At 43.0% G+C, this 25,158-nt stretch carries 42 protein-coding genes; 22 read left to right on the top strand and 20 right to left on the bottom strand.

Annotated features, from left to right (window positions below):
* The 5 genes from F6K53_RS21020 to F6K53_RS21000 form a co-directional block, all read right to left on the bottom strand.
* On the bottom strand, window positions 1–2,283 hold the full coding sequence (locus tag F6K53_RS21020; protein ID WP_293082026.1) for an HNH endonuclease signature motif containing protein: 2,283 nt from the start codon (window positions 2,281–2,283) through the stop codon (window positions 1–3).
* 70 nt (window positions 2,284–2,353) lie between these two features.
* Complete coding sequence (locus F6K53_RS21015; protein WP_293082024.1) at window positions 2,354–3,094, bottom strand: hypothetical protein; 741 nt, start codon at window positions 3,092–3,094, stop codon at window positions 2,354–2,356.
* Entirely contained in the window at window positions 3,094–3,609 is a 516-nt protein-coding gene (locus F6K53_RS21010) for a hypothetical protein (protein WP_293082021.1), read from the bottom strand. Before F6K53_RS21010 ends, F6K53_RS21015 begins: the two co-directional genes overlap by 1 nt.
* Entirely contained in the window at window positions 3,606–4,310 is a 705-nt protein-coding gene (locus F6K53_RS21005; RefSeq protein ID WP_293082018.1) for a hypothetical protein, read from the bottom strand. The genes F6K53_RS21010 and F6K53_RS21005 overlap by 4 nt, the downstream gene beginning before the upstream one ends.
* On the bottom strand, window positions 4,265–4,801 hold the full coding sequence (locus F6K53_RS21000; protein ID WP_293082016.1) for a hypothetical protein: 537 nt from the start codon (window positions 4,799–4,801) through the stop codon (window positions 4,265–4,267). The genes F6K53_RS21005 and F6K53_RS21000 overlap by 46 nt, the downstream gene beginning before the upstream one ends.
* A gap of 697 nt (window positions 4,802–5,498) precedes the next feature.
* Here F6K53_RS21000 and F6K53_RS45940 point away from each other — a divergent pair.
* The 6 genes from F6K53_RS45940 to F6K53_RS20975 all read left to right on the top strand — a co-directional run bounded on the left by F6K53_RS45940 (window position 5,499) and on the right by F6K53_RS20975 (window position 7,961).
* On the top strand, window positions 5,499–5,777 hold the full coding sequence (locus tag F6K53_RS45940; protein ID WP_366511358.1) for a helix-turn-helix transcriptional regulator: 279 nt from the start codon (window positions 5,499–5,501) through the stop codon (window positions 5,775–5,777).
* Window positions 5,774–6,580, top strand: a complete 807-nt coding sequence (locus F6K53_RS20995) for a hypothetical protein (protein ID WP_293082013.1) — start codon at window positions 5,774–5,776, stop codon at window positions 6,578–6,580. Before F6K53_RS45940 ends, F6K53_RS20995 begins: the two co-directional genes overlap by 4 nt.
* An 11-nt stretch (window positions 6,581–6,591) precedes the next feature.
* Window positions 6,592–6,861: a hypothetical protein gene (locus F6K53_RS20990; RefSeq protein ID WP_293082011.1), complete on the top strand. Its 270-nt coding sequence runs from the start codon at window positions 6,592–6,594 to the stop codon at window positions 6,859–6,861.
* A 128-nt stretch (window positions 6,862–6,989) separates the two neighbouring features.
* The gene (locus F6K53_RS20985; RefSeq protein WP_293082008.1) at window positions 6,990–7,283 is read left to right on the top strand and encodes a hypothetical protein; all 294 of its coding nucleotides are present in this window, start codon (window positions 6,990–6,992) and stop codon (window positions 7,281–7,283) included.
* On the top strand, window positions 7,276–7,602 hold the full coding sequence (locus tag F6K53_RS20980; RefSeq protein ID WP_293082006.1) for a hypothetical protein: 327 nt from the start codon (window positions 7,276–7,278) through the stop codon (window positions 7,600–7,602). The genes F6K53_RS20985 and F6K53_RS20980 overlap by 8 nt, the downstream gene beginning before the upstream one ends.
* A 167-nt stretch (window positions 7,603–7,769) precedes the next feature.
* Complete coding sequence (locus F6K53_RS20975) at window positions 7,770–7,961, top strand: hypothetical protein (RefSeq protein ID WP_293082003.1); 192 nt, start codon at window positions 7,770–7,772, stop codon at window positions 7,959–7,961.
* A gap of 71 nt (window positions 7,962–8,032) precedes the next feature.
* Here the strand turns inward: F6K53_RS20975 and F6K53_RS20970 are convergent, their stop codons facing one another.
* Entirely contained in the window at window positions 8,033–8,593 is a 561-nt protein-coding gene (locus F6K53_RS20970) for a hypothetical protein (protein ID WP_293082001.1), read from the bottom strand.
* 122 nt (window positions 8,594–8,715) lie between these two features.
* On the opposite strand from F6K53_RS20970, the gene F6K53_RS20965 reads away from it, so the two are divergent.
* From F6K53_RS20965 to F6K53_RS20915, 11 genes are all read left to right on the top strand, one after another.
* Complete coding sequence (locus F6K53_RS20965; RefSeq protein ID WP_293081998.1) at window positions 8,716–9,468, top strand: hypothetical protein; 753 nt, start codon at window positions 8,716–8,718, stop codon at window positions 9,466–9,468.
* Between the two features lie 65 nt (window positions 9,469–9,533).
* Window positions 9,534–9,791, top strand: coding sequence for a hypothetical protein (locus tag F6K53_RS20960; RefSeq protein ID WP_293081995.1), 258 nt, complete (start codon window positions 9,534–9,536; stop codon window positions 9,789–9,791).
* 65 nt (window positions 9,792–9,856) lie between these two features.
* Complete coding sequence (locus F6K53_RS20955; protein WP_293081993.1) at window positions 9,857–10,060, top strand: hypothetical protein; 204 nt, start codon at window positions 9,857–9,859, stop codon at window positions 10,058–10,060.
* 169 nt (window positions 10,061–10,229) lie between these two features.
* Window positions 10,230–10,994, top strand: a complete 765-nt coding sequence (locus tag F6K53_RS20950) for a hypothetical protein (RefSeq protein WP_293081990.1) — start codon at window positions 10,230–10,232, stop codon at window positions 10,992–10,994.
* 29 nt (window positions 10,995–11,023) lie between these two features.
* On the top strand, window positions 11,024–11,503 hold the full coding sequence (locus F6K53_RS20945) for a hypothetical protein (RefSeq protein ID WP_293081988.1): 480 nt from the start codon (window positions 11,024–11,026) through the stop codon (window positions 11,501–11,503).
* A gap of 125 nt (window positions 11,504–11,628) precedes the next feature.
* Window positions 11,629–11,919, top strand: coding sequence for a hypothetical protein (locus F6K53_RS20940; protein ID WP_293081986.1), 291 nt, complete (start codon window positions 11,629–11,631; stop codon window positions 11,917–11,919).
* Between the two features lie 3 nt (window positions 11,920–11,922).
* Entirely contained in the window at window positions 11,923–12,150 is a 228-nt protein-coding gene (locus tag F6K53_RS20935) for a hypothetical protein (RefSeq protein WP_293081983.1), read from the top strand.
* A 386-nt stretch (window positions 12,151–12,536) separates the two neighbouring features.
* Entirely contained in the window at window positions 12,537–12,839 is a 303-nt protein-coding gene (locus F6K53_RS20930) for a hypothetical protein (RefSeq protein ID WP_293081980.1), read from the top strand.
* 13 nt (window positions 12,840–12,852) lie between these two features.
* Window positions 12,853–13,275 (top strand): hypothetical protein, encoded by a 423-nt coding sequence (locus F6K53_RS20925; protein WP_293081977.1) that lies wholly within the window; start codon window positions 12,853–12,855, stop codon window positions 13,273–13,275.
* Between the two features lie 5 nt (window positions 13,276–13,280).
* Window positions 13,281–13,676: a hypothetical protein gene (locus tag F6K53_RS20920; protein WP_293081974.1), complete on the top strand. Its 396-nt coding sequence runs from the start codon at window positions 13,281–13,283 to the stop codon at window positions 13,674–13,676.
* A gap of 140 nt (window positions 13,677–13,816) precedes the next feature.
* Window positions 13,817–14,596 carry a hypothetical protein gene (locus F6K53_RS20915; protein ID WP_293081971.1) on the top strand — a complete coding sequence of 260 codons (780 nt, stop codon included), beginning with the start codon at window positions 13,817–13,819 and terminating at the stop codon, window positions 14,594–14,596.
* A gap of 58 nt (window positions 14,597–14,654) precedes the next feature.
* Here the strand turns inward: F6K53_RS20915 and F6K53_RS20910 are convergent, their stop codons facing one another.
* The 12 genes from F6K53_RS20910 to F6K53_RS20855 all read right to left on the bottom strand — a co-directional run bounded on the left by F6K53_RS20910 (window position 14,655) and on the right by F6K53_RS20855 (window position 21,089).
* A complete protein-coding gene (locus F6K53_RS20910) occupies window positions 14,655–15,497 on the bottom strand; it encodes a hypothetical protein (RefSeq protein ID WP_293081968.1) in 843 nt (280 codons plus the stop codon).
* Window positions 15,497–15,859 (bottom strand): hypothetical protein, encoded by a 363-nt coding sequence (locus F6K53_RS20905; protein ID WP_293081965.1) that lies wholly within the window; start codon window positions 15,857–15,859, stop codon window positions 15,497–15,499. The genes F6K53_RS20910 and F6K53_RS20905 overlap by 1 nt, the downstream gene beginning before the upstream one ends.
* A gap of 205 nt (window positions 15,860–16,064) precedes the next feature.
* Window positions 16,065–16,406, bottom strand: coding sequence for a hypothetical protein (locus F6K53_RS20900; RefSeq protein WP_293081962.1), 342 nt, complete (start codon window positions 16,404–16,406; stop codon window positions 16,065–16,067).
* 72 nt (window positions 16,407–16,478) lie between these two features.
* Window positions 16,479–16,766, bottom strand: a complete 288-nt coding sequence (locus F6K53_RS20895) for a hypothetical protein (protein WP_293081959.1) — start codon at window positions 16,764–16,766, stop codon at window positions 16,479–16,481.
* Between the two features lie 141 nt (window positions 16,767–16,907).
* Window positions 16,908–17,762: a P63C domain-containing protein gene (locus F6K53_RS20890; RefSeq protein ID WP_293081956.1), complete on the bottom strand. Its 855-nt coding sequence runs from the start codon at window positions 17,760–17,762 to the stop codon at window positions 16,908–16,910.
* Between the two features lie 129 nt (window positions 17,763–17,891).
* A complete protein-coding gene (locus F6K53_RS20885; protein ID WP_293081953.1) occupies window positions 17,892–18,245 on the bottom strand; it encodes a hypothetical protein in 354 nt (117 codons plus the stop codon).
* A 78-nt stretch (window positions 18,246–18,323) separates the two neighbouring features.
* A complete protein-coding gene (locus tag F6K53_RS20880) occupies window positions 18,324–18,785 on the bottom strand; it encodes a hypothetical protein (protein ID WP_293081950.1) in 462 nt (153 codons plus the stop codon).
* 108 nt (window positions 18,786–18,893) lie between these two features.
* Window positions 18,894–19,442, bottom strand: a complete 549-nt coding sequence (locus tag F6K53_RS20875; RefSeq protein WP_293081947.1) for a hypothetical protein — start codon at window positions 19,440–19,442, stop codon at window positions 18,894–18,896.
* Entirely contained in the window at window positions 19,442–19,846 is a 405-nt protein-coding gene (locus F6K53_RS20870) for a hypothetical protein (RefSeq protein ID WP_293081944.1), read from the bottom strand. The genes F6K53_RS20875 and F6K53_RS20870 overlap by 1 nt, the downstream gene beginning before the upstream one ends.
* Before the next feature lie 28 nt (window positions 19,847–19,874).
* Window positions 19,875–20,177, bottom strand: coding sequence for a hypothetical protein (locus F6K53_RS20865; RefSeq protein ID WP_293081941.1), 303 nt, complete (start codon window positions 20,175–20,177; stop codon window positions 19,875–19,877).
* 319 nt (window positions 20,178–20,496) lie between these two features.
* On the bottom strand, window positions 20,497–20,922 hold the full coding sequence (locus F6K53_RS20860; protein ID WP_293081939.1) for a hypothetical protein: 426 nt from the start codon (window positions 20,920–20,922) through the stop codon (window positions 20,497–20,499).
* Complete coding sequence (locus F6K53_RS20855) at window positions 20,901–21,089, bottom strand: hypothetical protein (RefSeq protein WP_293081936.1); 189 nt, start codon at window positions 21,087–21,089, stop codon at window positions 20,901–20,903. The genes F6K53_RS20860 and F6K53_RS20855 overlap by 22 nt, the downstream gene beginning before the upstream one ends.
* Window positions 21,090–21,166: 77 nt before the next feature.
* Here F6K53_RS20855 and F6K53_RS20850 point away from each other — a divergent pair, with 77 nt between their 5' ends.
* From F6K53_RS20850 to F6K53_RS20835, 4 genes are all read left to right on the top strand, one after another.
* Window positions 21,167–21,691, top strand: a complete 525-nt coding sequence (locus F6K53_RS20850) for a hypothetical protein (protein WP_293081933.1) — start codon at window positions 21,167–21,169, stop codon at window positions 21,689–21,691.
* Window positions 21,692–21,701: 10 nt separating this feature from the next.
* Window positions 21,702–22,316, top strand: a complete 615-nt coding sequence (locus tag F6K53_RS20845; protein WP_293081930.1) for a hypothetical protein — start codon at window positions 21,702–21,704, stop codon at window positions 22,314–22,316.
* Window positions 22,317–22,388: 72 nt separating this feature from the next.
* Window positions 22,389–22,694, top strand: coding sequence for a hypothetical protein (locus F6K53_RS20840; RefSeq protein ID WP_293081927.1), 306 nt, complete (start codon window positions 22,389–22,391; stop codon window positions 22,692–22,694).
* Complete coding sequence (locus tag F6K53_RS20835) at window positions 22,691–23,242, top strand: DNA N-6-adenine-methyltransferase (RefSeq protein WP_293081924.1); 552 nt, start codon at window positions 22,691–22,693, stop codon at window positions 23,240–23,242. The genes F6K53_RS20840 and F6K53_RS20835 overlap by 4 nt, the downstream gene beginning before the upstream one ends.
* Here F6K53_RS20835 and F6K53_RS20830 read toward each other — a convergent pair.
* Both F6K53_RS20830 and F6K53_RS20825 read right to left on the bottom strand, forming a co-directional pair.
* Window positions 23,160–24,311 carry a helix-turn-helix domain-containing protein gene (locus F6K53_RS20830; protein ID WP_293081920.1) on the bottom strand — a complete coding sequence of 384 codons (1,152 nt, stop codon included), beginning with the start codon at window positions 24,309–24,311 and terminating at the stop codon, window positions 23,160–23,162. The genes F6K53_RS20835 and F6K53_RS20830 overlap by 83 nt on opposite strands.
* Before the next feature lies 1 nt (window position 24,312).
* Window positions 24,313–24,570, bottom strand: coding sequence for a Gp49 family protein (locus tag F6K53_RS20825; protein ID WP_293081917.1), 258 nt, complete (start codon window positions 24,568–24,570; stop codon window positions 24,313–24,315).
* A gap of 101 nt (window positions 24,571–24,671) precedes the next feature.
* Between F6K53_RS20825 and F6K53_RS20820 the strand changes: the two genes are divergently transcribed.
* Window positions 24,672–25,136: a hypothetical protein gene (locus tag F6K53_RS20820; protein WP_293081914.1), complete on the top strand. Its 465-nt coding sequence runs from the start codon at window positions 24,672–24,674 to the stop codon at window positions 25,134–25,136.
* The last annotated feature ends 22 nt before the right edge of the window (window positions 25,137–25,158 follow it).

Raw genomic sequence — 25,158 nt, 5'->3', positions numbered from 1 at the left:
TTACATTTCAGCGGCTTGTCGAAGTATTACCTTTGAGAAGTTCTCCGTCGAATGGTAAGACCAAATGTCGTCGTACTTACCTTTGATCCAATTGTCGGGGTGGTGACAAATCTCTTTGTGGCATCCAGGACATACTGCTGCTACGTTGTCCTCTGAATCCTCCCCTCCTAGGTACTCCAAATGATGAAGCTCTTTTGCTTCTTCCTCTTGGCACAGGGGGCATACTCCTCTTACTCGTTGAATAGCCTCTTTTTTAACCTCTTGGTACCAAGGGTAAGAGTAACGGGCGTCCCACCTTTTGAACTCTTTAGTTCGACAGAAACGCTTGCCTAACTCCTTTTCATTTTCTTCTAGGTAGATAGCTATCCCGTTTATCAAAGTCCTGATAGCAGCGCCATCTTCTAAACCTAAGTCATTCGTAGCAAAAGACCAGAAGTCTGTTTCAATAGTAGATTTCAGCCTTTCAATTAATTTATCAAAGTTCTCTGGGAATTCCTCTACTTTAGCATCCTGATAGTTTTTTTTTACAGGGACTTTTGGTAGGTCAGCAGGACTGCCTGACTTGTACCACTTCTTGTTCGCTAGGATTACGTAGATGCTATCTAGGCCAGGGGTAATGTCCTGATAAGAACCTTGGAAATTTCTAGATAGAGAACCTAATACTCCATAATCTGTGTAAACAGCTTCACCGGTATCGGGGTCTACAACAGAACGCCCAAGGTTAATAGAACTGATAACTAAACTACAGTTGGTTTTGATGGCGTTCTTTATTGCATCATTCCAGACCTGGGGAGATATTCCTGCGCTGATCAGGTGTAACCCAATGTTAGACTTGATCGCTGTATTGGAATATTTGGTAATCATCCCGGCTAGTAGCTCTAAGAATGGATCACATACCTTCTCTTTGCCATGAGTGTGACTTTTGGCTGCAATTACTCCCAACTCGTCTACTACAACCAAGATTTTTCTTTTTGTTTTAGATGATAGTTTAACCAGCTTCTTGGCTTTATTCAGTAAGTCGCACCCTCTGGCCACCCAAGTCCGAGCCTCCTCGGTGTCCATGTCATCCAAGTCTACTTCAATCTTGTGCTCTGAAGGCACAAATGCCCACTTGTCACTTTTGACGTCTACTTCCGTTGTCGCAAAGTTTATATATATGACAATGTGACCTTCTGCTGCTTCAATTTCACAGCAATTAGCAGACAAGTAGGTCTTACCACTGCGCTGTCCGCCTCCAATGAACAAACAGCGGTAAATCATCTTTTTAAATGCAGTGAAACCACACTCTTCAGTTCCCAGGTCTATGTCCTCTATGTCCATTTGCGTAAGCTGGTCGCTTACGCCTTCTTTGGGAACCGACATCTTTGGGAAGGAAACCGGTGTTTCAACCGGCTGTTGTGTTGGGAGCGCCATGGCCGGAGAAGCCCTAAATGTCATTTGGGCTTCTTGATTTAACCGGTTAGTGATGTTAACCGGAAGTACCCCTTCTTCAATAGCCTGGACGTCAATAGTTTGCTCTACAGGGAACCTATTGGCGATTTTCTCAATGATAGGTAAGTAACCGGTATCTCGCTCCTCTACGTAGTCTTGATGACAGACGTCTAAGTACAGACGGAAGCGACCTAAAATAGTCAGTTTTGGGTCTCTCATTGCAATGTCCAATTCCCGAATAAACAATCGGACAAACTGAAACTCAGATGACTCTTTGGGAGGGAGAAACTTCCATTGGTTATCTAGTTTAACCATGGGTCTTACCTCTTCTTTTGCCTTTGCTGCTTGTTGCTGTTCAATTACCTGACGCTCTTGGAACCTGTAGGCCGCCTCTTCTGGGGTATAGTAACACCCGTCGTCTTGCTCTTGGTTGACAGGCAGGTCAATATGAAATTTACGCTCGATAGCCTCTCCCACTTCCCTGGCTGTCAAAGAAAATACTTTAAACAACTTGGTACGCCGGTGGTCTGTAGCTACGGCTGTACAGAAAGACAATCCCCCAAAAGTTACAGCAGTAAGTCCCAACAGCGGAGACGCCAGACACAACAACCCCCCTCCTACCATTCCAGTCAATCCTAAAGCTTCTGCTCCTCGGACTTTTCCACCTTCTTCCTCTCCATGGTCTTTCAGTAAATCCATTCTTTTGGTCATCCAAAGGCGAGGGTTAGCTAACATCCTCAATTCAGGATATGGAACTAGTTGTTTGATTCTTTCATTGATGTCCGAAGCGCTGATAAAATTATGGTCTGAGATGAGTTCATCGCACATAAAATCCTGATTATCGTAATGCATTATATTTCTCCTGATTAATAAAAAAGAGGGCTTTCACCCTCTTTTGTTTGTAGATATTAATGATTTATTATTATTTTCTGGTGTAACCTAATTCGCTCTCTGCTGTTAGTTTAGTAAGACCAAACAATGAGGCTCCAATCGCAATAGCAAAAACAACGTAAACATTCCACCCAGTCCAGGCAATGGACATTGCTACTTTGTCGCCTATTTTCAACCCTGGGATCCAATAGACGTCTAGCGGCCATCTGTCTGCAAAAACCCAGATAGCTTCACAAGCACTCAAGGACAAGCCTGAAACCCAAAGTAGCTTTCTCTGACCTACCGGCCAGTTTGATACCAACCGAGAAGACGTCTGAATCAGAAGAAAGATTGATTGGGCTGCATTGAAGACCAAGGTCTGGATTGCACTGTAAAGTAACCGAGCCAAGTTTATCTTGAGCAAACCAGTTATTCCCCAACCAATCCAAGGCTCATCCCTCACTGGACAAGGTATCAGACTAATTCCCCCATTGATTTGATAAAAACTATCAATTGAAACAACAGTTGAGAAAACAAAAAAGATAGTCATAGCTACCAATCTCATACCTACTGACAAGGTAATTTTTCCCACGGTCAAACCCAACATTGCCGCTGCACTTGCCACAATTTTTTCAATCTGGTCAAGGATGTTTTCGTACTCTTTTACAAAGTAAAGCCCTGACTTTTGAGTGTTTCTTGATTGATTGTGATTGACTGTTTGCTGTTGGGATTGAGACGTTTCGTAAGTCCCCACGTTTCTAGTAGCCCGATACCTTCTTTGGCCAATTCCCATTAGTTTCTCCAGTTTTGTTTGTGGTAATTAGTACAGCCGTCTTTTGCTTTTTGTGCTTCAGTCTTGTCTGGTGAACCGACAAAATAAAACTGCTTCTTGTTAGCCCATCCGAAACAGGTAGTAGGATTGTTACTGTCCCCTGCAAATACATAGCCGTTTTTGGATTGTGGGACTATGTTGTTGATTAATTTCCACACATACTCTTCAGTGGGCGGAGTAGGCGCAGCTGGGTTGTAATAATACTCGCTGGCAATATAAACCCGGAACCCGTTGATGATTTTGTTTTTGGCCTTATTGTCAGCCAACTCCCTGGCTCTGTCTTGAGTGTTCTTCTGGGATTGAAGGTCTCGGTCTTTCTGTCTCTCCTCGCTTTCCACCCGACGGTCAATGGAGGCATTGACCATCTGATCAGAAACTCCAAAGTAGACTTGGGTGCCGCAGCCCCCAAACACAATCAACATTGACAAGAAGCCAAGCATGTATGACATGGAAATGCCGTCTACTTTATTTTTCATTGGCTCGACCTGTTTGCTAAGACCTGAGCAACTAGCTGAGCTTGGGTTAACTTTTTTTTTGGTGTTGACACAGAGTTAAAGTGGGCAGAGTCCTGGTTTTGAGATTTGACTGCCATTTCTTTGTTTGCTTTGCGGTAATCCTCAAGCTCAACCTCTGGCTCTTCATCTTGCTCATCAGTGACAGCTTCAACGAATCCTCGATCGAAAATGTCGTTGAGTTCCCTACGATTCTCTTGTTGAGCACCAAGGACTGCTTTAGTGAACTTCCGCTGATTAGTCTGCATCCGCTTCTCAAACTTGGCCATCTTAATTTGATGGAGAAAGTCAGCTACAAATTCAGACCCTTCAATTTCGTTCTGAGCCATGAAGCCGATCACTTCAAGAGGCAACCCAGCACAACCCGAAGTCTGAAGCTTGTTAGTGGCTGCGTCAATGAAGAATGTTTCAATTTCTTCAGGGCTGGAGACTGTCATCTCTCCACCTTTGCCACTTACAGACTCTTCAATCTTTTCTTTAGCTTCTTCTATCCCTAGATAGACGGCTTCCAGTCCAGTAATTATGTCGTCGGGGATTTTGGTGTCAGAAGGTTCATAACCTGCTTTTTTTAAAGCGGCTACTGCTTGTGCTTCTGACATTCCCTTACCTTCAGGGTCTACTAAAAAATCGATTGCTTCTGACCAGGTTGATGTATTGCTTTCCATCTATCTAATGCCTCAGTGAATTTTTCTGGAGTGAAGTAGTTTAAAAATTCGAGTAGAATTACGGCGACTTCTTTGTAACTTCGTCGTCGTCTTCCTTCTGGTTTAACTAAGAGCAAGCTAATAAGCCAATAGACAAACAATTGATAAGGGGGTATTCCTTGAGTTTGCTCACCTTTGACTCGTTCCTGACTCTCGTAAAACATTTTTTTGAATTTAGTTCGGTATTTTAATGGACTATTGTCTATTACTGATACCCGCCAACACCAGAGTTTCTGCTGGCTAAAACCAAATTTTTCTTTTACTTCTTTTCGTAACGCCTTCTCCAGTACTCCGTGAGAGAAGAAAACTTGGAGGGCGTACTCAGCTACTGAGATGGAATCACCGGCGGAATTGTTAATCCGTTCCAGTAAGACCATAGTCTTCTTTTTGACTAACGAAGCCCGATCACATGGTTCGTACTCAGTGTAAGGTGTAATATTTTTGACAACCATTTCTTGCTTATTGCGAGCCTCTTTTATTAGTGATTTGAGTTTTGGTCGATCAAAACAAAAGACGCTGACACTCCACAAACTGGCTTGAGAAGCCCAAAATGAACTAGTTCATTTTGGTGTCTTTCAGTAGTCTCCCACTGCTTCCCTCTTGCCTTCTGAAACAAAATAATCGGTGATAATCACTTTCAATAAGGCAAATCACCGTCCTGAGAAAAACCTAAGTGGGATTTATGTACTCTGTGTACTACCGCACTGGTGATATTCTGCTCTGTGATGTTCAATCGCAGGGACGTGATTAGGTTAACTTGCAATAGTCAACTAGCCGGTGATTAGTATTCACTTACCCGTAATCTTGTTTAGTAGTAAAAAACAACCGCTTTGCTTGTAGTCGCTTCTATCGCGCTAGCAAGTTCAAATGGCTTGTTTTCCTGTTATTTAGGGAAGCAGTGAGGTATTCGATTTTCAAGGTACAGACAGGGAGCTAATATCAGTAGATAATACCTAATAGCTCCGGGTGTTCGGGGCTTCAGGACAAGCGTCTCGCGTTCAATCAATTCGCTTGTCCTTTCCGACCACACTTTTAGTATACCTCAGAGTAAACGAAGTTGTCAAGTCTTTTTTAAAATCTGGTTTACCGTACTAATATGGACGGTAAGAGGACGGTATGATGCAGTGATATATCCTATTACCTAAACCCATGAAGATTACTGAGACGCTAACATGGCAAGCTCCAAACCTTGCCACCTTTCTGAAAGAAGCTAGAGAGGCTGCTGGTAAATCGCAAGCAGAGACAGCAAGGCACATGGGGGTCACAAAATATAGAATATCTCACCTTGAAACGGGCTATAAAAAGACTGTAAACCTAGGGTTTCTGAGACGGCTGTCTGTTTTTTACGGGCTGGAAGAATGGACAGTTGCGAACAGTTGCGGTAAAATAGTACTAGAAACGAACGGAACCACGGAAAACAGAAGATGACAGATATCCCTAACGAACGCCTTCGGGTACACCAAGAGCTATTGGTTGAACAACGAGATTTTTATTCCGACATTGACCGGAAAGATTATCACAAAGTCAAGGACGAAGTCAGTATAGTAGTTCAGGGCGCTCATGTGGCGAAAATCGGACGGGTTTGGAAGCTTCAGCCTTTTGATCACATTGAAAACTACATGCCGACAGAGACACTTAAAAAATATCTGCGAGTGTACAAGGCAATGGCTGTAATCTTAAAAGATCACCCGCAGTGCTACGTTCAATCACTACCACATACAGTGGCTAGCCTCTTTAACTTAGTGGGATCTTTTTCACCTGAGTTGGGAACGAAATGGGGTCATATCCTAGGAACCGATGTAAAGAAAGAGCTTCGCGCTTCCCTCTATTGGGAACTTTGCAATCTTAAAGTTCAAATTATGGGGGATGCTCATGACTGGTACCGCGACCTCTACGACGAGGAAGAAGAAGGTCGTCTTGAATACGAGATGACTATCATGCTTGAAAAAGCCGACCAACTCCTCCTTGGTTCTGATCGCGGAATCAGTCACGCCTGGGACCTGATAGAAAAAGAACTGGGATACCGTCCAAAAACAGGGCATTCGCCTTGGCTGTATTTTGATATTAAGGCGCTACAAGAATACGTCAGGTTTTACCAAATCCTCTGGGAGTCTGTATCTTGTTCTGACAGCCCAGATGAAATTATTGCAGAAGCGTTTGACACTTCCGAACCCAATCGGATTAACTTAACTCCCGAACCTGCTTGCATTGACCCAGAAATCAGCTTCTAATGGAGGGATTAATGATGGATTTTTCAGAAGTAGATGTAGTGTTTAAGTTCACTGACTTTACAACTCCAGAATATACATTCTCCAACTCCAATATGGAGAATTTGCGGCAAACGCTAAAAGTGGGAGACAATATTGTATTCATTGAAAAAGTTTACAATAGCGTCACTAATCAAGAACACAAATTACAAGGTACTGTCTTTGAGATAACAAAAGTATCTTTTTGTCATCACGTGTTTGACTCAACAATAAGAGTTGTAGCAATAATTGAAGTAAAAGGATAAAAAAAGGGGCTGCAAATACCAGTTGCAGCCCTTCTATTACCTTATCTACCCACAATCAATTACGGCTTTGTAGCATGATAAAATCATCGAATTCAATCCTAATATACCATGAAAGAACCGATGGCAGCATGATGGCTTCCATTGCGGCAATAGCGAAACTGGCTCGCACTACTGTAACCGACGTAACACGATATGCCCGAGCAACAAAAATCACTCCTGAATATACTCACTTTCGCCAAGGGATAGACCAGGAACTAGTTCGAGTGGCATTATTTGATGAGACTTTCATTTTAGATTATCTCACTAGTAAACACCGCAATGCCCCCTACACCAGCGTCCGTTATCTACGAATTAAGCTGTGGGCTGAATCGGGGCTTACGGCAGATGAAATATTAACTGTAATAGGAGACGCCTGTGTGTAAGCTTACTCCCAATGACGTCCGAGGTTTTCAAATCTACGTTCGGGGACAAATCGAAACCCTTGAAGGGGAGATCGGTATCCTCGCTAAGCGGATGCAAACAGGAAGCAACAAAAAGAAACGAATGGATGCTTACTTCAGCAGCCAGCCAAAGCAAAAGGAGCTAAACCAATGGATAGCTGTTACTAAAGAGGAATGGCTTGACCCCGACAACTTGGGAAAAGCAAAACCTGGCCCAGCTTACAAGCAATGGTGGGAGGAGCGCGAAAAACGAAAAAGTTATTACGCCAGCGGGGCTTATTGGAAAAACGTACGTAAGTAAAAGGAATGAAGTAGAATCAGAGATCTAAAGCAATAGGAATATCAATAGGTTCCTTGATGCTTGCAAGAAAGAACAGAATTAATCCCTTAGGAAAACCTGGGGATTTTTTTGACAATTGCGATTAGTTGTGGCAAAATAAAGGGAGTAACAAATGATAGAGAAACAGCATGGCTAAACAAGAAGTTACCACAACCCAGACCACAGAGACACAGGTTACAGAGACGACAGTAGTAAATGACACTTCAATCACAATAGGAAAAGCAAAAAAACTGAATAACGTGACAATTGAAACTGGCTCTATTACTGTTAAAAGCTCCTCTGGCCAATCTAGTGACACTTCAATCACTATTGGGGAGTAGTCCCAAGTCTTGATTGCTTGAGCAGCGCTCTCAGGGAAACCTGGGAGCTTTTTTTTTGTCGCGTCAGCAAATCAACTAAATAATTTTATGATTACCTTATAATCTTCTTTTGAGGTTTCAGTTGAAATTTTAAATCTACCTACCCCGTCTTTTATTAGCAAAAAAGAGGTAACCAAACTTCCTTCTCTATCAAGGGAAACCTTCTTGCCATCGTAGCGAACGACATCACTTATTCTATCTTGAATTCTTTGAGCTATAGATGATTCTAGAGCCTTTAAAGATTCATCTTTAATCTGAAAAGGTACTCTTACTTGAATCCTAGAACTGTAAGTTTTAAAAAGGATATACCCAGTCATGGCTTCATTGTTTATTAAGTCAGAATAAACAATCCCTTCCTTTGAGTCTTGGCCAACCAATTTATAGACAAACAAATTTGATACCCAGCAATATCTGGGATCTACTTTAAGTTGACTGTCAAGAACCGAAAAGTCAAAACCATTTGGTCTGTACATTACCTGGGTAAAAAGAGCTAATATTCTTTCTTCAAAAAAAGATTCCCATGTGTCGATAAACAATATTTTTGGATTCTTTTCTGGTACAGTTCCAAAACCCCGTGGCTTAGGTCTTTTCATGTCGCACCTCCTTTACTATCTCTTAAGTGTAGCGCAAGATAATTATAGTCTACAATAAAAGAGTCCCCGGCGGTGCTAGAACACCCCAGGGTATGACCCCTAAGACTACTAGGAGTAATTCCATGATAGCAAAGAAACTTCCCGTCACCCAAGTCCAATTTGGAACCAAGTCTTTCCAAGGTGTTCTAATTTCTGATGACCCACTGACTTTTGGGATTGCAGTTCCTCAGTTGTTTGCAATTTTTCCGGTAGTAATGGAAGGAAATTACAAGGATTTCCGTACTGCCAAAAATCAAGCTTCTAAGACACTCAAACGTATACTAGGTAAGGAGTTCCGTGCGACCAAGTATTCCACCGAGTTAAGCAATCAACAAGTAAATGTCATACTGCTTGGCGATTTTCGGAGATTACTCCTTCGACTTACTGCTACTGGAGACTTAGACGCTTTAGCTTTTTCTGAAGAACTCCTTGATCTATCTCTGCATCAGCTATTCTGCGACGCCTTCAAGATTAAGTTTGAAGCAGAGGACCGGCAGGAGTTTCTGACTCAGCGCCAGCAAGGCATTCTAGCCCGTAACTCGTACACAGACGTCATAAAGGCTTACTTGGACGCTCACCCAGAGGTGCAGGGGAAAAAGCGGCATTTTATGTACTCTACCGTCAGTGATCTGGTCAATCGAGATGTTCTAGGAAAGACAGCCAAGGCTTTGCGGGAGGAGCGGGGACTCGCCACTGATGACCAGGTCCGGGATTCCTATGATGCGAAAACCCTGGGCGAAATACGGCAACGGGAGCGCCACGCAGCCACCCTGGTAAAAAAGCAAGACCTGTGCCCGATCGCGGCAATTAAGGAAGCCATCAGGTTCTACAGCTAACACCTACCCCCTACTGATTAATACCGACACCCCAAACGCGGACGCCATCCGTCCGCGTTTTTAATATGTCAAAATGGGGACAGAGAAACGAACAAGGAGAAAACGTGGACGAACCTATTGATCAAACCCAAGCACTTCCTTTCCTTCTTAAAGCTCAAAAGATAGGAATGCCTCCACTGAGGACGGAAGTTGTGCGCTGGGAGGTTGGGATGTTGAAATTTAAAAAAACAGAGGAATTACGTATGGGGGTTAACAGTTCCTTTGAAGTAGTACAATATGAAATAAAAACTCCCCCTACGTTTACCCAAGATGTAAGCGAATAATAAATCTTATGTTACCAGTGGTCATAGTCACTGGCATTTCTTTTTATTGTCTCTAAGCTAAAGAAATGACTGAATCAAAAAACGTTCCTTTGGAATCGTCAGGAAAGCGATATATTGACGAAGGAGGAAATATCCGCTTCAGGATTTCCAACCCTAAATTGGAAAAAATGGAAAAACTGACAGAGGAAGAGATTGGCGAACTATTCAATAGTGCGATTACATCAATAGTAGCGAAGGCAGTTGAACAATTTAAAAACGACATACCTTGACACTTTCAAGATCTGGAATAGAAACACTCCAAACGTGGACGCCATCCGTCCGCGTTTTTTTTAAACCTTCTTAAGTATAGCGCAAGATAATAAGCTATAATAAAAGAGTCCCCGGCGGTGTAGCAAGCACCCCAGGGAATGACAACCTAATCCAAGTAGGTCATACCTTATGATAGCAAGAAAGCTTCCCGTTACCCAAGTCCAATTCGGAACCAAGTCTTTCCAAGGTGTTCTGATTTCCAACAACCCGCTGACTTTTGGAATTGGTGTTCCTCAGTTGGTTGACATTTTTCCTTGGACATTCTCAACAAAGATTCAACGGAAGAATGGGGATTTTCGCGCATCCAAACGAGTAGCATCGAGAAACCTCAAGCGCTTACTAGGAGAGGATTTTCGCGCATCCAAATACTCGACAGAAATAGATAATGCTCCAGTCAACGTAATTAAGCTTATTGACATGGAGCGACTTCTGTTAAAGATGGCTGTCAAAGGAGATCCTGAAGCCATCCAATGGACAGAGGAATTAATTGGCCTTTCCCTACACCAGCTATTCTGCGACGCCTTCAAGATTAAGTTTGAAGCAGAGGACCGGCAGGAGTTTCTGACTCAGCGCCAGCAAGGCATTCTAGCTCGGCGGGAATATACGGACGTCATCAAAGCCTATCTGGACGCCCACCCAGAAGTGCAGGGGAAGAAACAGCAGTTTATGTACTCCACCGTCAGTGATCTGGTCAATCGAGACGTCCTAGGAAAGACAGCCAAGGCTTTGCGGGAGGAGCGGGGACTCGCCACTGATGACCAGGTCCGGGATTCCTATGATGCGAAAACCCTGGGCGAAATACGACAACGGGAGCGCCACGCAGCCATGCTGGTAGAGAAGCAAGACATGTGTCCCATCTCGGCAATTAAAGAAGCCATCAGGTTCTACAGCTAACACCTACCCCCTACTGATTAATACCGAAAATGCATATATCACTAAACAAGTCTGAACTAGAAAGTGTAGATGAGCTTATTTCCTACATGGAGATTTCAAATGACTCAATTGTCATCTTAGCTCTGCTTCCAAAAGATCCACAAAACGTAGTATTGTCTATGCCAACCTACCTGCATCCCATTCCTAAGAAAATTCGAGACCAAGCATTAAATAATAGCAAAATAGGCTCTATTTCAATTTTTGATTACGTTGTAAGTGACGAGGAGTTGTCTTCTTATTTGCAGTTTGGAGAGGCCAGTTGTTGCATCCACGTATTTAACTTTGAAAAAATTGTACAAAGGCTACTGAGGCATGAACTAAAGGAGTTGAATGATAACTACGACAAGATACTAGAGTCCGATCGTCCTTACAACATAACCCTGTGGTTCCGTGATGCTAGTCTTTTTGAAGAGATCAAAAACTATGCGCCAAAAATCTGGGATCAGCACTATGCAATGATCGAGTTCTAGAGCCTACCCCCTACTGATTAATACCGACACCCCGAACGTGGCAATGGTTCACAGGAAAGCGACCTGAGACGCTAAAAACCTTACAGAAACTAGGTTTTAAAAGTTCACAGCTCCAGGAGATTAAGGTGAGAAAAGGCCGCAAGCCAAAAATTCTTCCTACCGACCAGGTAATGATACTAGTGGGCTACATCGGGTTTACAATGCAGAAACCCGAAGCTCAAGCATTATTAATGGCTTGTTTTGCAGAGGCACTAGAGCGTCGAGCAGACAAAGCTTTTGGAGTAAAACGTGAGGAGGAAGAGTACAACGCAAAGCTTAGCGAACGCCAGCAAGGCATTCTAGCCCGTAACTCGTACACAGACGTCATAAAGGCTTACTTGGACGCTCACCCAGAGGTACAGGGGAAGAAACGGTAATTCATGTACTCTACCGTCAGTGATCTGGTCAATCGAGACGTTCTAGGAAAGACGGCCAAGGCTTTACGGGAGGAGCAGGGACTCGCCACTGATGACCAGGTCCGGGATTCCTATGATGCGAAAACTTTGGGTGAAATACGGCAACGGGAGCGCCACGCAGCCACCCTGGTAAAAAAGCAAGACCTGTGCCCGATCGCGGCAATTAAGGAAGCCATCAGTTTCTACAGCTAACACCTACCCCCCTACTGATTAATACCGACACCCCGAACGTGGACGCCATCCGTCCACGTTTTCTGTATCTAAGGCGCAGTAACTGTTTCAGCCATCCGTCCACGTTTTGAGACGTCCACGTTTTTCAATAATATATAGAGTAATGAAAAGTATGGACGTAAGAACGTGGACGTCCAAGAGAATATGGGCGCATCAAACTCGTCCACGTTTTCCCTGCGGTTACTGGGTCTCTACGGCCTCGTTTTTCCGTCCACGTGGTCTGGGAGAGTCGAGTTAGTCAACCCACCTTGTAGCCCATCCTCAAGAGACGTCCCCAGAATCGAAAAAACTCTCCTGACAGTTGCGAATAGTTGTGGTAGGTTGGAAGAGTAGGACAAAACTTAACAATGAAAAGCTCAACAAACGAGAGTCAGACTCACGTCCATTACCTATGCGCCGGGTACGACATAGTAAAGACTTTGTCTAGTTTGACCGTAGACGAGATAAAAGCCAAGTACGCACCAGGGGATCTGATAGTGTTTTCTGAGCCTCTAAAAATGTCTGAAACTATGAAAGCTCATGCCGAAAAGTCTATGCCCTTAGAAGTCGAGGAAGGGGTTGTCAACAGCTTAGTAACCAGCAAAATTCATCACGTATCTTGCGACAAGGTTGAAGACCTTGTGCAAATTCATATAGACAGATACAGATAATCAACTAAAAACGATGCGAAACAACAGAACTAGAGAACAACAGCGCCAATATATTTCTGAACAGATTGAAGCTGGAAATATTAAAGATTTGGCTATAAATGAAGCGGTAGCCATTGCCCGAACCTATATCCCAAACGCCAAAGATTCTATTGAAGAGGGGTATGAGTTACTGAAGCTAACTAACCCAGTTTGGGATGGGTATACCTTCGTTTTCGAGGACGAAGGGAATCGGTGGTTTAAGAGTTTTGAACTTTCGACTTTCTCATTCCACGTTGTCTGCTACTCAAAAGTCCCAAAATTCCCGCTTAAGGATTCTAAGAAGGTGATTGTTTATGTCCGCGATTTGAAGCAGCGGGTTTGTATTGGGGAGACCTACTTTCTGACTATTGGAGAAGTGGAAGATTTTTGTAAAAGTCGTATTCATCTCAAAAAATAGGGCACATGAAACTCGGGAACAAAGGAAAAGTAATTCTGTATTTTGATGTCATTATGCCCCTAGGTGATAAAACTCAATTTACCCACGAGACTCAGATTGATATAGACTTAATCCCTAAAGTCTGGGAAAAAGTCAAAGGCCAGTCTAAATTTTTCATTAACAATAAAATGGTGGGAAAATTAATGAAGCAGCACTGTCAGTACATTGACTGGAACGGGCAAGTAGCCAAGTTAGTAACCGGAGATGAGCCAGGATGGAAATTTAATTCAAAAGGGGCTGGTCATAACGCCTTTGTTTGCAAAAACTACGGAGTTTTTGATGAGATCTACGTATATCTTGAATATCAATTTAATTTTGTAACATCTTGGACAGCACTAGTCGATATCCAAGAAGTACAATAAAATTATCACCCTGAAAAAAGGGACAACAAAAACTTAGGAACCGGTAGTTTTACTGCCGGTTTTTTTTGTATAATAAAAGAGTCCCCGGCGGTGCGACAACACCCCAGGGAATGATACCTAAAACTACTAGGCATGCAATCATGATAGCAAAAAAACTCCCCATTGCTCAAGTCTATTTTGGAACCAAGTCTTTCCAGGGCGTTATTATTTCTAATGATCCTTTGGCTTTTGGGATTACTGCCCCTCAGTTAGCTCGCTATTTTTCATCCTCATTCTCAACAAAGGCGGAACGAAAGAATGGGATTTCCAAAACATCCAATAATACCACTACACGAGACCTTAAGCGCATACTAGGCAAAGATTTCAAAACATCCAAATCCTCTATCGCTGGGAATAAGAATCACCAAGTTGTAATCAAGCTTATTGACTTTGAATTGCTTTTACTAAAGATGGCTCTTAAGGGAGATCCTGAGGCAATCCAATGGACTCAGGAGCTAGTCGGACTGTCTTTGTACCAGTTGTGCTGTGATGCCTTTGATGTCAAGTTTGAGACAGAGGAACGGCAGGAGTGGCTGAAGATTCGTCAGCTGTCCAAAAATACGTTCTGGGAGCTGTCGGAGGCTATTGAGCAGTATTATCAGAAGCAAGGGCGGAAAGCCGAGCACTACCAGTACAGCCAGCGGTTTGACCAAATCAATGAAGGGCTGTTTGGACACAAGGCCAAAAAGATCAAGGAGTTGGCCGGAGTCAGCCCCGACGCTGAGACTTGTGAGTACATGGGTGTGGATGCATTGGCTCAGATCAAGCTAGTCCAGGCAACTGCTGCCAAACGAATCCTCCGTAAGGAAGTACACCCGAAGGAAGCCATTACGGAAACTTTAGAGTTCATCATGGCCGAACCCATAGACTTCCGAAACTAATCCTCCATCGCGCCCAAAAAGAAAACCCCCGGTTCGGTGCCGGGGGTTTTCTTTTGCTTTAGTGGGGCAACGGAGGAGGCAAATAAAGCCCGTTATAATCCAAGTACTTTTGGAGGTTTTGGTCTGAATATTCAAACCACAGAGAGCCATCTACTCCCGCCGCCAAGAAGACGGAGACAACGGACATCAGCAGCCCTTCTAAGGGAATCTGAGATCGCGACAAATCCAAAGGTGTCAAAAGGGCATCGTAATCATGCCTTATGGTAACGTCAATCTCATACTGATTTCCCGTAACCTCTATATCAACATGACCAGTGGCTATAGGGGTGACGCAGGGATGTATATTTTCGGTAACAGTTTCTAGTTCATCTAATTGGTACCCCTGTAATTCAAAAGAAAAGAATCCCCGGTTTTTATCAAAAACTGAAGAATCGCAAACAATAACGAACCCACAATCATCTTTATTCCCTTTGATGAACAGACTATTGTTTTCCAGTACCTTAATAAAGGTAACCTGAGTTTGCTTTTTTAGTTTTGGTCTAAGATCTTGCCAGCGGCCTTTGTTGAGTACTTGCCACTTCCCGCGATAGCCATACTTGGCATTAACCTCATACCCTCCAAAACAGCTTGAGTCAGCAGTCAGCTTCATCATGGTTTTCTTTGGTAGGTACCGGTAATCTAGCAAAGCTTCATCCGCTGACTGTTCCAACAATCCTGATGGTTCGTAGTCGCAGTCTAGAATTATCTTTTCTTCTTTCTTCTCGATGCTACGGTAGAGGTTCTGGGTGAGCATTGCACGGAAGCTCTGTACGTCCTCTTCTGGCGTCTCTTTGGCCAGGGAACCGTCCCACCAGTCAACGCACCAGTCAGTCAGTATACTTTTGCTGTTGTGCCACTCCATTATTTTGCCTCCTGAAGGTGGATGGTTGTAACAGTCAAGGCATTGAGCAAGAGAGCAGACTTTTGTCCTATTTGAGCCGATATTTCGTGGCGATGAGACACTTTTGTCACTAAATAGGGCTTATCTACCGGAATGGGGAACTCAGCCACTCGTTCACGCCAAGTAAGAAGCTCGGTCATTGTGTCGTCAAATGAGATGACATCCCCTTTTTTGTACATATGCCAATGGATTTGGCCAGGGGTGTATTTTATTGCCATCACTGGAGTTGTGTAATTCGGAAATCTGAATCGAATCTTTGCCTCTAAAATATCCACAATTATCGTTCGCTTCTTTACTGTTTCTACTATAGCACAACTAATCACAACTAAAGCATCTCTTTCTAGCTTTCATAATCAAAAATCCACTCCTTTTGATACATCACTGGTTTTATAAATTGGCCAACCTTTTGAGTCTCAACCAAGTTCATTAGATGATTAGAAGTAAATCCAATAATCTTTTTCTCAAAAACCTTTATAATGTCAACCAGAACGGGGTTTCCTCTTCACCAGCCCAATTAGTAAAAATGAGCTAGTGGTACGAGTACTGGTCGCCCATCATCGAAGGATCATGATCCTGTTCAACCAACTTCAAGCTAAAGGTGAGGACTCGGACACTCTTGCCCTCCCGATCCCAAGTGTTTTTGACAAACTTGCGACAGACACGATAGTCCTTGAGTCGTGAGTGGGGCTGAGGAATATAAGGTTCTCCGGGGCAGAGACGCCCAGTCACTTCAGCTTCTACGAAAATCTCATCTCCAATCTCGTAATAGCACTGTCCCACGGCTTTCATGGGTTCGGTATAGAAGCAACTGTGACCTTCCATCGAGGGAAAAGAGAATACAAGGTAGGTTTGGAATCGAATATGGTTCATAATGATTTGAGTATATAACTATTGTTTTCAGAGGTTCAGGGGTGGGAGAACACCCCTGATTATTTTGAGTTGCTAGATAGCTTGTAAAAAGACAGTGACAAGGTTGTAAATCACTTTTTCTGTTTTGTGGTAGCGAGTGCTTGTCTGATTTACCTTGAAGGTTTGGCCTGTCACGTGAGGTTTGGGCGTTTCGTGTTTTTCGGTGTCGCTTTGTCCTTTGACTTGAAAGTCAATTGTCACCTCTTGACCTTCACTGTAGAAGCAAGAGTCAACAATAAAAGTCTCAGAATAGAAGGATTTGTGCTCGTCAATAGAAGGGAAGCAAAAGGTGATGTGAGTCTCAGAAGTTAAGTCAGTCATGTGTTTCGTACCTTGTTTGTTGCTTATATTATATTGTACCCCAGGTATTACTATCAACCCGGAAAAAACTGAAAACTTTTTGACTAAAAAAAAGAACTTCCTGCGCAACAGACGGCTTGCGCAGAGGGTAGTTGTTGACATTTAGAAGTTAATATCCATAGAAAGCTTGCCGCGTCCTTGGAAGAAGGAATCAAAGTTCCGTTTAAAGTCAGTCTTGTCCTCAGAGATGCGCATCAGGCTTAGGACGTCTTGAATGTGCCGCCGGAGGATGTACTCGTCCGCTTCAGCAGAGAAAAACTGATGGTGGCAGTAATTCCGTTTTTGATTGACTGTCACCAGTCGGTGGTAGACGTCATCTGGCAGTCGCTTGTAGACGGTTTGGCTAATGAAGTTAGCCATCACTATAGAACGCTTCCAAGGGTGCCCAGTAATCCGCTGAGCCTGCTGCTGCCATTCTTTATTGAAGTGGAGTCCCCAGGTGCGGGGGTCTTCCAAGATAGCTTCCTCTGCGGTGAGAATCCGGTTGGCCTTCCGCTCCTCAAAGGTACGGTTAATCCCGAATGCGATCGCGACACTTTCGTCAATAGAAGTCTTTACTAGGACTCGCACCAAATCCAGAGCTGCTAAGTTTCCTTTCCCCGCTTCTTTTATCCAAAATTCTGTGATTATATCAGAAGGGACTCCTTTTATTGTCTCCGTCTTCGACTTTCCTTGAACTCGGAACTTAATAAGCTGAAATCCCAGCGCCCATGAGGGTTTGACGTTTGTGCTGCGTAAAAAGTTAATAATGTAATCATTGCCTTTTTTGACAGCTTTTGCCCCGTTAGTCTGACTGAAGACGTACCGCTTTGGATTCTTGTCTAACCCTGGAAGAGCATAAACCTTGACGTCTATCCCAACTGCCTTAAACTCAGGCAAGTAAGCTACCTTAAGGGGATTCCGGTAAGACTCTTCAGAATCGCGGCGGTACTGGTCATAATCAAATGATTGTGGCATAATAACTCTAGTGCTAATTATTTAGTTGGTACGGTTCAGTAATGTTTTAGAGACGGGGATTCCTTTGGTCGGGTTGTTCCCGTCTCTAATATTATTCTACCACAGCTATTCGCAACTGTAAGGATTTTGCTAACGAAAAGCCCCTGGCACTGCGCCGGGGGCTTTTCTTTTTTGTATTGATGTTATAGGTCTGTTATTACCTTGAATGCGAAAGGTCGGAAATTCAAACCCCTTAGCCCACAAAGGTTTAACCTTTCTTGATTCTAAAAATTCGGGAATCCGCCATCCTTTCTTCCCCACGCATTCAGCTGCGTTTGTTTGGCTGAAAATATACCGACCTGGATCCTTCTCTAATCCAGGTAAAGCAAATACTTCAACTAGCGTTCCCACAGCTTCAAACTCAGGCAAATAAGCCCGTTGTAGCGGATTCCGGTAAGACTCATAATCGCGGCGGTACTGGTCGTAATCAAATGATTGTGTCATAATAACTCTATTCGGTTTCCGATGTGTAATAATTTTTTTGAGGCGGGGATTCCTTTGGCTGGGCTGTCCCCGTCTCTGTTATTCGCAAGTGTGTGGAGGAAGGTACAAGCCATTGCAGTCAACGTAATGCTGTAACTTCTTCTCCCCAACATTAAACCACAGAGCTCCATCTATTCCTATTTCCAAGAACACTGAAACTACCGACATCAGCAATCCTTCTAATGGGATATCTATTGGCATAGGCTCGTAAAGTGGGACGATAATAGGGCTACTGATGTACTGTTTACCGGCAACAAAGATTGAAACTATACCGTCAGCCAGTGGGAGTAGATTTGGACTCGCAATTTCCCGTTTCTTGTCTTCCGCTGAAAATTCACGGCCACTTAATTCAAAGCGGAAGAGTCTTTGGTTATATCCAGGAGACAAGGGAAGACAGAGCAAAAGAAATCCCCAGTTTTTCTTGTAGCCTTTAATAACTATGGTCTTATCATCACTTAAAACTACTGCACTCGTAATTTGTATTTGTTGTCTCTCAATCATTTTTTTTCTTTATTATTGGTCTCTCCCCTTTGTTAAAACAATAGCAAAATTGTTAACAAAAAACCCCCGGCGCAGTGCCAGGGGCTTTATTTACTGATTATGATTAGGTTAACTCCAGTTTCGGAGCACTTCGCGTAGCTTGCAGATGTAAGCTATGGCTGAGTCGTAAGTGAGTTTCCTTCCGGGAACGTGTTCGGACAAATTTTTAGCGAGTACAGAGACCTTTGCCGTTAAGACTTCATCGGGTTTTAGTTCGCCCAATGGTCCGAGCTTTATCCACCACAGGTTTTCTTGATCTAGGCCAAATCCTTCAATTTGTTCGGGGTGCCTCCACTTACCATGCTCGTCAATGAAAGTATGAAGAAGGGAGTCTGATGGATCAATCTTGCTTAGACTGACGGTGTACCGTTTCCGGTTAGTGTGCCCAAAGTAAAGGTTCCTTGCAGACACGTTAGTAACCCGAAATTGGTCTGTAGTCAGGAAACGGTGCATTTGATGGTCTTGTCCTGCAATTGAGTCATAGAATTCAATCACATCCCCAATTTCGTAAGGGCACTCACCCTCAATCTCTTGAAGGATTGAATCAAACTCTGGAAACCTGAAAATAATTCCCACTTCAAGATTTCGCAAGGTACTGTACATTACCGTTGTTCCCATTAATCATCTCCTCTGAGTCGTTGACATTTTACTGGACTGGTGCAACTCTTTTGTCCCACGAGTTTGGAAAAATCAAGTGCTGCTTCAACAGCCAGCTGAACTGGTGTTTTGTAGATTTTGACTTGTCGGTAAGCGGCAAAGAAAATGGCGGTAAGTCTATCCAGTGATGCCTGATCCAAGTAAAATTCCAAGGTGTCAGGATCTACACCCCAGTCTTTGGCTATTTCCTCAGATTTTCGACCGAGGGCAGCTATATAGACTTGAGCTTTAAGGGTTTTAACATAAAAGCGTTGCTTGGGGCGCAATACTTCACCAAAAAGCCCCACGCTACTAAGAAGACCGTGGAAACTAATGCTACGAGCATGAAGCTCTTCTTTAATGGGGTTTACTAGAATTGGGTTCATGATAATACGGGGTAGATGAGTTTTTTAATTAATGGTCAAGATTAAAATTTGGGATATGGTACAGGCGGCACTTGATTTGCATTAGTGCTCGCTCCCCATCCAAGCAGTGAATAACTTTCAAGTCTGTAATTAAAAAATACTGACCTCGTACATACCAATGCTTTACTCCCTCGCTTCCTTCAGTTACGGGTTGAGCAAAATAAATAACCTGATCCCTCTTGTATGGGCATTTGTCAAAATAAATAACCTCAGAGGTAAAAGCAGGATTTTTACCCATTACTGGAAAGTTAAAGACAACCTCAGTTTGGAGTTCTTTTACTTCAGTCATCATTCGATTTTCGCGGTTCGTTTCTTTTATATTTCTATCGTACCGCAACTAATCGCAACTGTCAAACAAAGTCCGAGGAACTGGGCGACCCCTTCCCTAACTCCCCGATGGCTGCTTGACCGTCCACGCCATAACAAAGCCCAGACATGGGGACTTGGAGTCAACCCGAAGTAAGCTAACTTGAATTAAAGAAGCAGTACTAGAAGAAAGATTGCTTGAGCGAGGTCCAGGAACCGGCAGAGGGGGCAAGGAGCTTGTTTCGGGTTGACTACTTTGTCTTAACTCCCGGAGGTGGTCGAGAAAGGATTTTTGCGGCATAGTTCTAGGCGTCCACGTTTTTTAATACGTCCATTAAAACGTCCACGTTTTTCATTACTCTATATATTATTGAAAAACGTGGACGTCCAAAGCAAATCAAAAAAGCCTGTAACCGTTGCAGTAGCTGCTGTTCTAGAGAATTCATGTAAAGGTACTCCCGGGTCTGGTATTTTTTGCCATTCACGTTCACCACCGCCGCCACTTTACCCACCGATTCTGCGAGGTCCACGTTTTTTGTTTGCGCAGTGGGCTGGCCGTCCACGTTTTTCTTCCGCTCTATGGGAATTGACAACAGCAGCATTCCCGCGTGCTCCTCAGGCGGTAATAGCTGAAGCAGGTCCATTGCGTCCAGTACTGGGAGGTTTTTGTCTGCGTCCGTCCGTGGCTCTAAAAATATTGCCATGATGTTTATTCCCAATTCCTTACCCATTGCTCAATCATCTCACTGACGCTTAGACCTTTGCTAGCGGCTTTTTTCCTCAATAAGTTCCAGGTACTGTCAGTCAGTCTGAGGTTGTGAGGAAGTTTCATTTCGTCGTAGTGTGCTGGTACTCCCTTTATTCTTTTTTGTTTTTTCTTTCTGAAATCAGTTGACATTTTTCTGTTCGTGCGTCTATACTAGTAGCATCCTAACAAAAGCTGTTAGCAACTGCCACTATCTTCCTGTTAGCACTATGGCTAAGTTATCTGAACTCAAACAACAATTTACCGAGGTCACCGGCGCTCCAGCCAATAAAGCTAACGCTATGCTGTTCTGTAAGTCCGGGACTACAGATGGTCGCAGCATGAGAAGTAAGGATGACTGGGAGTTTGCTAACACAAATATCGAACGAAAAATGATAGCAGTACAGGAGGAACCCCCGGTTAATGAGTCCGTAGAAGAAGATAACCTGAATACAAAAGAAATTCAAAATAGCGAGCAAGCTGAATGTGAAACTATAGCTTCAGCGCTTTGCAATCTGCCTTCTACGTTTACCCACGAATTAGCTAAATGTGTAATCAGAAACGGATTCTATCCCAGAGTAGTAAAATACTTACATCCTGACACGTCTAATCTTTTGTCTACCGATAGAATGTTAAATGGATACCAAGCTCTTTTGGGGGCAAAAAAAGATGCCGATCGGGGAATGAGCAGGATAGTAGAATCTTCAACTGATTGGATAGATCCAAAAGACGATTTATCGGATATTTCATTCTAAAACTAAAAACATGGCAACAAAAAACAACAGAGTTAATCCTAACGGCGGAGTCACATCTTTTACCGAGGCGGATATTGTCAATCGTATTTCAGACTTTAGAAAAATATTGCCAGAAAAATATCTTAGTGCTTCTAATATTTTAGTTGAATACACTTTTAAGGATTGCCGCCCTATAAGAAGTACTAATACTCGTAGGTTTGATGAGGTAATACAAAATCCTCTTACGAATGTAATTAATGTTATTGAATACAAAAGAGGATCGGTTACAAAGGATGACGTAACAAAAGTAGTTTACGAACGAGGCTATATAGAAAACGCAAGATTTATTTTTGGAGACCGACTAAATTTGTTTTTGATAGTAGGAGAAGAGCTTGAAAATCAAGCAATAACTGAGATTAAAAATATTAGTAAAAATCTACCTGTTGAATGGAATTTGCATTTTGAATGTTGTACGACTTCTAAATATGCAAGAAAAAATTATCAGATTTTTTCCCGTTGGGCGGCTAACCGTCTCCCTGTAAAGCAAATTCAACAAATAGCTTTTTCTGTTTATCAAAATCATCCAGAGTGGTTTGATATCGATTGGATGACTGAGGAATTAAGAAGACTTGACGGTTTGAGGTAATCAAACCAAGTTGCCCGGCGGTGCGCTAACACCCCGGGCATTGATCAACTATCGAAGCAATTGATACCTACAATGATACGACATTTCGCCCCCATTGCGCTAACTTTGGGAATCCTTGGTTTTCCGCTTCCCATTTCCGCTGCCAATACCCCGTGTTACACGGTCACAAGACGCAGTAAGATTACTGCAACCCCTGACGGTAAGATTATCGGCTACGTCAATAAAGGAGGGCTATACGGGCAAATTGCGGTAGCTCGCAAGCACGCTCATTCTTCCGTTACCCACGTGAAACTTGAGACAAACCCAAACGGATGGGTGGTTCGGGGTAATCTAAGTAAGAAGTCCTGTCCTGGCACGCTTACCTTGGGAGCGCAATGACTGACCAATCTTTCTCTGTAATGACTTCTCGAAAGTCCAATGAGCATTACACTCCGGCTAGCGTACTAGAGCCGGTTTACGAGTTCTTTGGCAAAGTAGACTTAGACCCCTGTTCCAATTCTCTGACGCATCCTAATGTTCACTGTCAGCAGGCGTACACGATAGAAAAGGACGGGTTGAGCCAGCGATGGGAGGCCACCAATGCCTTTATCAATCCCCCGTTTTCTGACACTTCCAAATGGGTGTGTAAGGCCATCCTTGAGCACGAAACTACGGGTATCGAAATCCTGTTTCTTGCTAAGGCTGCTGTCGATACCCGCTGGGGGCAGTTGCTACTGGATTATCCTCACTGCCACTGGACCGGACGGGTTAAATTCATTAAAAAAGGAAACAAAGACCGTCCGGCTCCGTTTCCTTCCACCCTTTATTACCTAGGAAAGGATTGGAGAAAGTTTACCCGCATCTTTAGCCAGTATGGAGTTGTTCAGCCTGGGACTCTATTGTTCCAGCGTCTGATTCGGCTAGAAAAAACTTCTTTTTTTCGCTAAGGTAAGCTAATATTGACTCCTTGTCAAACTTCCAATGTCCAGTCCAATCATCTTTACATCCATTTATCTGTCCTTGAGTAATCAATTTTAATAGCTTGTAATGAGATAGTCCTGTTAATTCAATGGCTTCTTTATTTGATATAAGATTGGGGTTATCCTGTGTTTTTTTCCTTTGATGCTGTAAAATTGATTCAGTTTTATACCAGACTCTATTCTTAGAGTCTGTTCTTTTTGTGAACAGACCTTTTTTTGCCCACTCTTCAAAAGTAGCTCTTGGAAAGTTAGACAGGACTATAGCCTCTTTTCTTGGGATCCACAAGGTATTATTAAGGGTTACTAAATCTATTTCTTCAGTTTTTGTAAAGCTACTATTTTTATCTTCATTTTTTTTGTATTCATTCAAAGACTCTTTGTTATATAGCCAATGTCCTTGGTTATTTTTTTTGGTTTCTATCAATCCATTTTTACGTGCTCTTTTTATCTTCCCTTCAGAAAATTGTGTGAGCGCCGTCGCTTGACTTATAAGAAGCCAGCTACCTTCTTCTTCTTGAATTTTTCTTAAATGATTCAGGAATGTTTCTCTTTCGTAAAAAACAAACTTACCCCTTTTTATCCGTTTTATTTTATTCTTTTTCGCCCAGTAATCGATCCCAGCCTTTGTATACCCAGAAAGTAAGGAGGCTTGATTTGTTGAAATCCATCCTTGATCAGGCGTATAATGTACCTTTATGTAGTCGCAAGAATTTACCAAATCTTTTAGCGATTCTAAGTCATAAATCCAGCGTCCTCCTGTATTTCTGCGAGCCTTGATTAACCCAAACTTTCTGAATTGAGTAAGTATTTGGCTGGTTACGTCACAAATCCCTTTTGCTAAAGTTTCACTCACCCATCCTTCATTACTCTGCTTCTCTATCCTTAGCTTATCTAGCGAGTTATAATCATAAAGCCAACAATAATTTCCTTTAATTGCTTCTACTTTATTCTTTTCCCTCCATCGTTTTAGCGTGCTCTTATTTATACCAAGCATAATTGAAGCTTCTTTGGGAGTTAACCATTCTCTTTTCTCCATCTCACTCTCCTTTTAGCCTTTCTTGTAATAGGTAGCCTTCTCGTGCCCATAGTTGATTTGATACGTCTTCCCTGGCTACCTTTTTCCCAATCTCGACATCGAAATTAGCAGGAGTAACACAAGCTCCTACTCCCACCAGTACGTGACCGTTTTTTCTTAAGCGGTAAACGGCTACTACTGTTTTTCCGAAAGCTTCAAAATATTCTACGTCTGAGTCGTCCAGTATTTTGTCAATGTATTCTTGAGTTATTTTATCCATTTCCCTGATAGTTGCGATTAGTTGCGGTATAATAGATTAAGACTCAGGGTGGTTAGACACCCTGAATCCGACCACCTAAGGTACTAGGCGATACTTTTGTTATGATATCTCAAAATCCAACTTTTATTTCTCATGGAACCGGCGTTACTTTTACTCAATGCAGTAAAGGAGGGTGGATCAAGGGTTATTACATCCCTAAAGGTTATGTCAATGCTTACGAAGTCCTTGAGTTTGTGTACCAAGGATGCCCAGAAGACTACCATCATTCTCTCTTCTGGATGTACACCAACGACCCTGACAATGTGGCCGTATTGAAGGCTATGGCCGAAGCAGCAAATGTGGCTCTTTATTGTCCAGTTTGTCTGCCAGTTGCAGAGCCAGCACCAAAGTCTCTGATTGTGACTGTGTTCGATCGCCCTAAAGGGCGCGCCAAAGGCGATCGCGACAAAAATAACTTGGGGACCTATGTACACCCTGATGTAGCCCGACATAGTCTTAATTGGATACAGTCTTTATTTTCTACAAGCGACCCATTTGCTTCAAAATTAGAAGACATCCAGTTTTAACGGTGTTTAAGCTGCTGCCCCC

It is taken from the genome of Moorena sp. SIO4A1 (assembly GCF_010672065.1).
Classification (GTDB): domain Bacteria; phylum Cyanobacteriota; class Cyanobacteriia; order Cyanobacteriales; family Coleofasciculaceae; genus Moorena.
This window is presented reverse-complemented; position numbering and strand designations above follow the sequence as displayed.

Bases quoted from the DNA above. Each gene is read 5' to 3' on its own strand.
- F6K53_RS21020 (WP_293082026.1), bottom strand. From the start codon at position 2,283: ATGCATTACGATAATCAGGATTTTATGTGCGATGAACTCATCTCAGAC.
- F6K53_RS21015 (WP_293082024.1), bottom strand. From the start codon at position 3,094: ATGGGAATTGGCCAAAGAAGGTATCGGGCTACTAGAAACGTGGGGACT.
- F6K53_RS21010 (WP_293082021.1), bottom strand. From the start codon at position 3,609: ATGAAAAATAAAGTAGACGGCATTTCCATGTCATACATGCTTGGCTTC.
- F6K53_RS21005 (WP_293082018.1), bottom strand. From the start codon at position 4,310: ATGGAAAGCAATACATCAACCTGGTCAGAAGCAATCGATTTTTTAGTA.
- F6K53_RS21000 (WP_293082016.1), bottom strand. From the start codon at position 4,801: ATGGTTGTCAAAAATATTACACCTTACACTGAGTACGAACCATGTGAT.
- F6K53_RS45940 (WP_366511358.1), top strand. From the start codon at position 5,499: ATGAAGATTACTGAGACGCTAACATGGCAAGCTCCAAACCTTGCCACC.
- F6K53_RS20995 (WP_293082013.1), top strand. From the start codon at position 5,774: ATGACAGATATCCCTAACGAACGCCTTCGGGTACACCAAGAGCTATTG.
- F6K53_RS20990 (WP_293082011.1), top strand. From the start codon at position 6,592: ATGATGGATTTTTCAGAAGTAGATGTAGTGTTTAAGTTCACTGACTTT.
- F6K53_RS20985 (WP_293082008.1), top strand. From the start codon at position 6,990: ATGATGGCTTCCATTGCGGCAATAGCGAAACTGGCTCGCACTACTGTA.
- F6K53_RS20975 (WP_293082003.1), top strand. From the start codon at position 7,770: ATGGCTAAACAAGAAGTTACCACAACCCAGACCACAGAGACACAGGTT.
- F6K53_RS20970 (WP_293082001.1), bottom strand. From the start codon at position 8,593: ATGAAAAGACCTAAGCCACGGGGTTTTGGAACTGTACCAGAAAAGAAT.
- F6K53_RS20965 (WP_293081998.1), top strand. From the start codon at position 8,716: ATGATAGCAAAGAAACTTCCCGTCACCCAAGTCCAATTTGGAACCAAG.
- F6K53_RS20960 (WP_293081995.1), top strand. From the start codon at position 9,534: ATGTCAAAATGGGGACAGAGAAACGAACAAGGAGAAAACGTGGACGAA.
- F6K53_RS20955 (WP_293081993.1), top strand. From the start codon at position 9,857: ATGACTGAATCAAAAAACGTTCCTTTGGAATCGTCAGGAAAGCGATAT.
- F6K53_RS20950 (WP_293081990.1), top strand. From the start codon at position 10,230: ATGATAGCAAGAAAGCTTCCCGTTACCCAAGTCCAATTCGGAACCAAG.
- F6K53_RS20945 (WP_293081988.1), top strand. From the start codon at position 11,024: ATGCATATATCACTAAACAAGTCTGAACTAGAAAGTGTAGATGAGCTT.
- F6K53_RS20935 (WP_293081983.1), top strand. From the start codon at position 11,923: ATGTACTCTACCGTCAGTGATCTGGTCAATCGAGACGTTCTAGGAAAG.
- F6K53_RS20930 (WP_293081980.1), top strand. From the start codon at position 12,537: ATGAAAAGCTCAACAAACGAGAGTCAGACTCACGTCCATTACCTATGC.
- F6K53_RS20925 (WP_293081977.1), top strand. From the start codon at position 12,853: ATGCGAAACAACAGAACTAGAGAACAACAGCGCCAATATATTTCTGAA.
- F6K53_RS20920 (WP_293081974.1), top strand. From the start codon at position 13,281: ATGAAACTCGGGAACAAAGGAAAAGTAATTCTGTATTTTGATGTCATT.
- F6K53_RS20915 (WP_293081971.1), top strand. From the start codon at position 13,817: ATGATAGCAAAAAAACTCCCCATTGCTCAAGTCTATTTTGGAACCAAG.
- F6K53_RS20910 (WP_293081968.1), bottom strand. From the start codon at position 15,497: ATGGAGTGGCACAACAGCAAAAGTATACTGACTGACTGGTGCGTTGAC.
- F6K53_RS20900 (WP_293081962.1), bottom strand. From the start codon at position 16,406: ATGAACCATATTCGATTCCAAACCTACCTTGTATTCTCTTTTCCCTCG.
- F6K53_RS20895 (WP_293081959.1), bottom strand. From the start codon at position 16,766: ATGACTGACTTAACTTCTGAGACTCACATCACCTTTTGCTTCCCTTCT.
- F6K53_RS20890 (WP_293081956.1), bottom strand. From the start codon at position 17,762: ATGCCACAATCATTTGATTATGACCAGTACCGCCGCGATTCTGAAGAG.
- F6K53_RS20885 (WP_293081953.1), bottom strand. From the start codon at position 18,245: ATGACACAATCATTTGATTACGACCAGTACCGCCGCGATTATGAGTCT.
- F6K53_RS20880 (WP_293081950.1), bottom strand. From the start codon at position 18,785: ATGATTGAGAGACAACAAATACAAATTACGAGTGCAGTAGTTTTAAGT.
- F6K53_RS20875 (WP_293081947.1), bottom strand. From the start codon at position 19,442: ATGGGAACAACGGTAATGTACAGTACCTTGCGAAATCTTGAAGTGGGA.
- F6K53_RS20870 (WP_293081944.1), bottom strand. From the start codon at position 19,846: ATGAACCCAATTCTAGTAAACCCCATTAAAGAAGAGCTTCATGCTCGT.
- F6K53_RS20865 (WP_293081941.1), bottom strand. From the start codon at position 20,177: ATGATGACTGAAGTAAAAGAACTCCAAACTGAGGTTGTCTTTAACTTT.
- F6K53_RS20860 (WP_293081939.1), bottom strand. From the start codon at position 20,922: ATGGGTAAGGAATTGGGAATAAACATCATGGCAATATTTTTAGAGCCA.
- F6K53_RS20855 (WP_293081936.1), bottom strand. From the start codon at position 21,089: ATGTCAACTGATTTCAGAAAGAAAAAACAAAAAAGAATAAAGGGAGTA.
- F6K53_RS20850 (WP_293081933.1), top strand. From the start codon at position 21,167: ATGGCTAAGTTATCTGAACTCAAACAACAATTTACCGAGGTCACCGGC.
- F6K53_RS20845 (WP_293081930.1), top strand. From the start codon at position 21,702: ATGGCAACAAAAAACAACAGAGTTAATCCTAACGGCGGAGTCACATCT.
- F6K53_RS20840 (WP_293081927.1), top strand. From the start codon at position 22,389: ATGATACGACATTTCGCCCCCATTGCGCTAACTTTGGGAATCCTTGGT.
- F6K53_RS20835 (WP_293081924.1), top strand. From the start codon at position 22,691: ATGACTGACCAATCTTTCTCTGTAATGACTTCTCGAAAGTCCAATGAG.
- F6K53_RS20830 (WP_293081920.1), bottom strand. From the start codon at position 24,311: ATGGAGAAAAGAGAATGGTTAACTCCCAAAGAAGCTTCAATTATGCTT.
- F6K53_RS20825 (WP_293081917.1), bottom strand. From the start codon at position 24,570: ATGGATAAAATAACTCAAGAATACATTGACAAAATACTGGACGACTCA.
- F6K53_RS20820 (WP_293081914.1), top strand. From the start codon at position 24,672: ATGATATCTCAAAATCCAACTTTTATTTCTCATGGAACCGGCGTTACT.